Annotated in this window: 5 protein-coding genes; 1 reads left to right on the top strand and 4 read right to left on the bottom strand. The window is 53.0% G+C overall.

Features of this window, described 5'->3' with window-relative positions:
- Positions 1-161 precede the first annotated feature (161 nt).
- The 3 genes from QCH34_RS07640 to QCH34_RS07630 all read right to left on the bottom strand — a co-directional run bounded on the left by QCH34_RS07640 (position 162) and on the right by QCH34_RS07630 (position 2,540).
- Entirely contained in the window at positions 162-1,121 is a 960-nt protein-coding gene (locus QCH34_RS07640; RefSeq protein WP_300332459.1) for a phosphoribulokinase, read from the bottom strand.
- A 77-nt stretch (positions 1,122-1,198) separates the two neighbouring features.
- Positions 1,199-2,212, bottom strand: coding sequence for a flap endonuclease-1 (gene fen, locus QCH34_RS07635; protein WP_300332457.1), 1,014 nt, complete (start codon positions 2,210-2,212; stop codon positions 1,199-1,201).
- A 13-nt stretch (positions 2,213-2,225) separates the two neighbouring features.
- On the bottom strand, positions 2,226-2,540 hold the full coding sequence (locus tag QCH34_RS07630) for a hypothetical protein (RefSeq protein WP_300332455.1): 315 nt from the start codon (positions 2,538-2,540) through the stop codon (positions 2,226-2,228).
- Between the two features lie 55 nt (positions 2,541-2,595).
- Between QCH34_RS07630 and QCH34_RS07625 the strand changes: the two genes are divergently transcribed.
- Entirely contained in the window at positions 2,596-3,498 is a 903-nt protein-coding gene (locus tag QCH34_RS07625; RefSeq protein ID WP_300332453.1) for a presenilin family intramembrane aspartyl protease PSH, read from the top strand.
- Here the strand turns inward: QCH34_RS07625 and QCH34_RS07620 are convergent.
- The coding region (locus QCH34_RS07620; protein WP_300332451.1) for a GTPase at positions 3,434-4,344 on the bottom strand (911 nt) is incomplete at its 5' end. The genes QCH34_RS07625 and QCH34_RS07620 overlap by 65 nt on opposite strands.

Raw genomic sequence — 4,344 nt, 5'->3', positions numbered from 1 at the left:
ATGCCATTCCGAATAGATGATCGCAACAATCAGTGGAACGGATGAGGCAAGAGCCAGAAACTGGAGGATTGCCCCGATATCACGGGCGATGATCGCAAAATGCTCGGTCCGATCCATAGTGCATCAGTGATTACCTTTGCTCTGTTAAAAAGATGCACTGCTCAGACTGGAGATTCGGTGAGAGAACACTGGCGGCAGATAATCTGCCATGCAATCAATAATGCGATCACATCTGTTGGGGAGACCTGTTTTCCCGGGAAGAAAGGCAATGCACAGATCTCTGTCTGTGTCTCGATACTCTCCTCAAGGGAACGTGCAAACCCATAAGGGAGATATCCATCCAGCCTCATTGAGACAAGGCTCCTGCCATCCAGTTCAGTATTACCGCCGGAGATGCTATAAGGACCGTCCACGAGCGGGAGAATCCGCGAGAGATCAAGGGTGAATGGTACATTTGTAAGGGGACAGGCGGTTGGATCGGCCTGAAGAAGGGAGACTGAATAGACGGGGGGATCCCGACCTGGCGCTGCCAGGCTTTCATCAATCCTGATGACATAATCTGCATATTGCCTCTGGAAAGCTACATACTCCTCATAATCAGGTTCTCTGGTGCGAATCTCAGCCAGAACAGCCTCACGGGTATGGCCACGCTCACCAACATCACGCCGTATCTTCCATGCATACTTGACATCAGGGTGCGGATCGACAAAGATTGCGAGATCGATCATCTCCCTGAGCTCCTCTGTGAAGAGGGGATGAAGTCCTTCGAGGATAATTATGTTTTTTGGCCGGAAGGGGATATCCGGGTCAAAAGTGCCGTTTGTATGATTGTAGACCGGCTTCTGAATCGTTTCACCCCTCTTCAGGGCGGCTACATCCGATGCAAGACGGTCAAAACGGTTTGCATCGGGATGAAGAGGGGTAATGGACAATGCGGCCCGTTCATCCCGGTCGTACCGGTGATAGTCATCAAGTGTTATCGTAGATACACGGGACGGACCGAGGACGATGCTGATGATCTTTGTAAATGTTGTCTTCCCCGATCCGCTGTCCCCGGCCACCCCTATGATGAAAGGATGGATCTGATCATGGAGCGCCTCATGGAATGCACTGGAAAGCATAGTTGATAATCAACCCTGAAGATTTATACTTTGGGGAGGAAGAGAGGGCGATTCCCTCTGGATATCCGGCAAATATACTAATTCCAGGCATCAAGCCGCATCTGCCCGGACTGCCCTTTCTGTGGACCTGCTATACGTTCAAGCGCCGGAAGGATCCGCTCTTGTGAGAACCCGTAATTATCACAGAGAATCTGTTTGACAGAGTCGGGATCGGGGGATCTCCATTCCGGCTGATACTGTTCTGTAACCGGAGGAGAGAGGAAGAACTCCATAATCGGTTCCGGATCGGTATCTGGTGCCTTCTCTGCCATCACCTCGGAGAATCGTTCTTCACGGATAATCTTCAATGCCTTCTTCGGCCCGATCCCGTGGATCCCTTCGTTGAAGTCTGTCCCGATAAGAATCCCTATCCGGATAAGCTGCTTACGGGTGATCCCAAGTGTATCAAGGAACTCGGAGAGAGAGATCCGTTCGGGAGAAACCGTCACCTGCCTCCCCCCGATCCGCCGTTTCCCGGATACGGCCAGGTTCCGGACGAGGACTGAGGCCCCAAAGAGGAGTGAATCATAGTCCTGGGAGACAGAATAGGTGGCAATCCCGCTATTGACGAAATGAGCAGACTGCGCCTCACCTTCGGAGGGGGCGACCATCCAGGGAACTCCCAGTGCATCCAGAAGCTCCTTTCCGCTCGCAAGAATGCTGGCATCCACCCTGGTGGACTGCATCGCCGCGCGGTATGCCGCACCGGTATCCCCGCGTTCCAAGGCTTCTGTCCATTGTTCTTCACCAGCCTTCCTGATCTCGCGTCTTGCGGCAATAGTTCTGGCCTTAAACTCAGGTGGTGAGCCATCAAAGATATACAGGGGCAGAATACCGTTCTCAAGAAAGTGTGCGGTCCTGAAGAGGAGACCTGAGAGGTGTGAGGTGACCCGCCCTTTCGTATCCTGCAGGGGGGTGCCGTCGGCCTGCCTGATTATTGAGAGGAACTGGTAGAGTGCGTTATTTGCATCTATTGCCGCAACTCCGGGGATATCTCCAAAGCCGACCGGATGCCTGCATCCTTCCAGCAGAGGACGAATAGAAACTCCCAAGTAGAGACCTCTTTTATCGGTACATCCGCCGTGTCAGGCTGTCGACGATCTCACCGAGCTGTTCAACAGTCCGGTCATATTTCCGATTGAGGCTGACTGAGATCTCTTCCAGATTGACACGCATCGTCCTCTCCCGGGCGATAATATTATCCTCAAGACTCCGAATCTTCATCCCGAGCGAGAGGAAGAGACCACCCAGCGAGAGCATCATCAGGGTCGCTCCAAGTACTATCGTGAGATCCTGCCAGAGCCTGAGTACAAGAACGAGTGTTGATGACACCATTATGATGATCAGGATCAGATCCCAGACATAATCACGAAGATCCATGTTTTACCATAAGAAGAACCATAATGATTAAGCTACCTATCCGGAGCAGGATATTATGGACCGACAGAACATCTCTGCCATCATCGGCATGCCTCTTATTCTCTGCGCAGTGATCCTCGGAGGCGTGCTCCTTGCAGCCCCTGTTGAGGCTGCCGGGCTGACCGCATTTGACGACCCCGATTCAATGGCAAATCCGATCATCTTTCTGGCTATTCTCCTCACCTTCACCGCAGTCCTCCTCCTGCTGATCAAATATGCAAAACAGCAGCTCATCAGCCTCATTATCGGCGGAGCCATCCTGCTCACGTACTTCTATGTCTTCCTGGCAATATCCGGCCATTTTATCGGATCGGCTGTTGTGGCAGGAGGAGCGGCAGCAGTGGCGGCAATCCTCGCAATCATCCTTCTCTACCGGTATCCAAGATGGTACGTGATCGATTCGCTCGGCATCGTCCTTGCCTCAGGAGTGGCGGCCATCTTCGGTGCGTCACTTGCTGTCCTGCCGGTGATCATCCTGCTGATTCTGCTTGCAGTCTATGATGCACTATCGGTGTATCGGACAAAGCATATGATCACGCTCGCTGAAGGGGTGATGGATCAGAAGATGCCGATCCTCTTTATCATCCCAAAGAAGATCGGATACACCGGATCATATGAGAAGATCACGCCTTCAGCTGAAGGGACTGAGGTCAAAAAAGAACGGGGCACGTTCCTGATGGGGATGGGGGATGCGATCATGCCGGCGATACTGGTCGTCTCGGCATATACATTCATCCAATCCCCGGTTCCCGCTATCGGCGCTGCGACAGGGGCACTCATCGGACTTGGAGTGCTCCTGATGATGGTCTTCTCTGGCAAACCCCAGGCGGGACTTCCACCATTGAATGGGGGAGTTATTCTTGGTTTTCTGGCAGGATGTCTTCTTGTCTCCGAATGGGCGTGGGTCCTCGTTCTCTGAGGGCTGCTTCAAGCGCCTCGGGAACCCCCTCCCCGGTCACTGTTGACATATTCAGGACACCCGGATAGGGCGCCAGATCGGATTTGTTTGCACAGACGATCACCGGGACGTGAGCAAAACTCCGGACCTCCTCAAGCAGGAGTTGCTGGGTGGGAAGATCATATCCGCAGTGCTCGCTTGGATCAATGATGAAGAGGATCACATCTGCCACATAGATGAGTGCGTTGAGTGCCTGCCGCTCGATCTTGTTCCGCTCCCTGTTGTTTCCGGCATCAAGGATCCCGGGCGTATCAATGAACTGGACACGTTCACGCCAGCTCAGTTCACGGTGGCCGACGATGACCCCTTTTGTGGTGAAGGGATACGATGCCACCTGCGGCGTTGCCGTTGAGACGAGCCTGATGAACGAACTCTTCCCGACATTCGGGTACCCTGCCACAACAATCGTGAACTCATCGGGAGAAACGACAGGAAGCTTCCTGAGCACATTCCGGGTGTCATTCAAAAACCTGAGATCCTTATCGATCTGGTGGACGATCGAGGCGATCCGTGCCACTGCCTGTTTACGTAGGGCAAGGTTCTCGGGAGAGCGCCGCATCGATCGTGCGAGATCCTTTCCGACATCCCGTGTATGTTTTGCGGCCCACCCGACTCCGCCAAAGGCTTTTCTCATCTCTTCGATCCCATAGAGGATATCCACGAGATCCCGGTAGAATGGTGGGAGGGTATCAAACTCAGGGAAGGACTGGATAATTGAGACCAGCTTGTCATGGACTGCCTGTGTGACCGCCATGACGAATTCTTCATTGGCACGGTCTTTATTTTTCTTATCCCGCATCTTCTTTG

Source organism: Methanocalculus sp. (assembly GCF_029762515.1).
Taxonomy (GTDB): domain Archaea; phylum Halobacteriota; class Methanomicrobia; order Methanomicrobiales; family Methanocorpusculaceae; genus Methanocalculus.
The sequence above is the reverse complement of the archived record's forward strand: the minus strand, read 5'-3'. Positions and strand labels throughout refer to the sequence as shown.

What these genes read in the sequence shown, in the direction of transcription:
- QCH34_RS07625 (WP_300332453.1), top strand. Translation starts at nt 2,596, where the DNA reads ATGGACCGACAGAACATCTCTGCCATCATCGGCATGCCTCTTATTCTC.
- QCH34_RS07640 (WP_300332459.1), bottom strand. Translation starts at nt 1,121, where the DNA reads ATGCTTTCCAGTGCATTCCATGAGGCGCTCCATGATCAGATCCATCCT.
- QCH34_RS07630 (WP_300332455.1), bottom strand. Translation starts at nt 2,540, where the DNA reads ATGGATCTTCGTGATTATGTCTGGGATCTGATCCTGATCATCATAATG.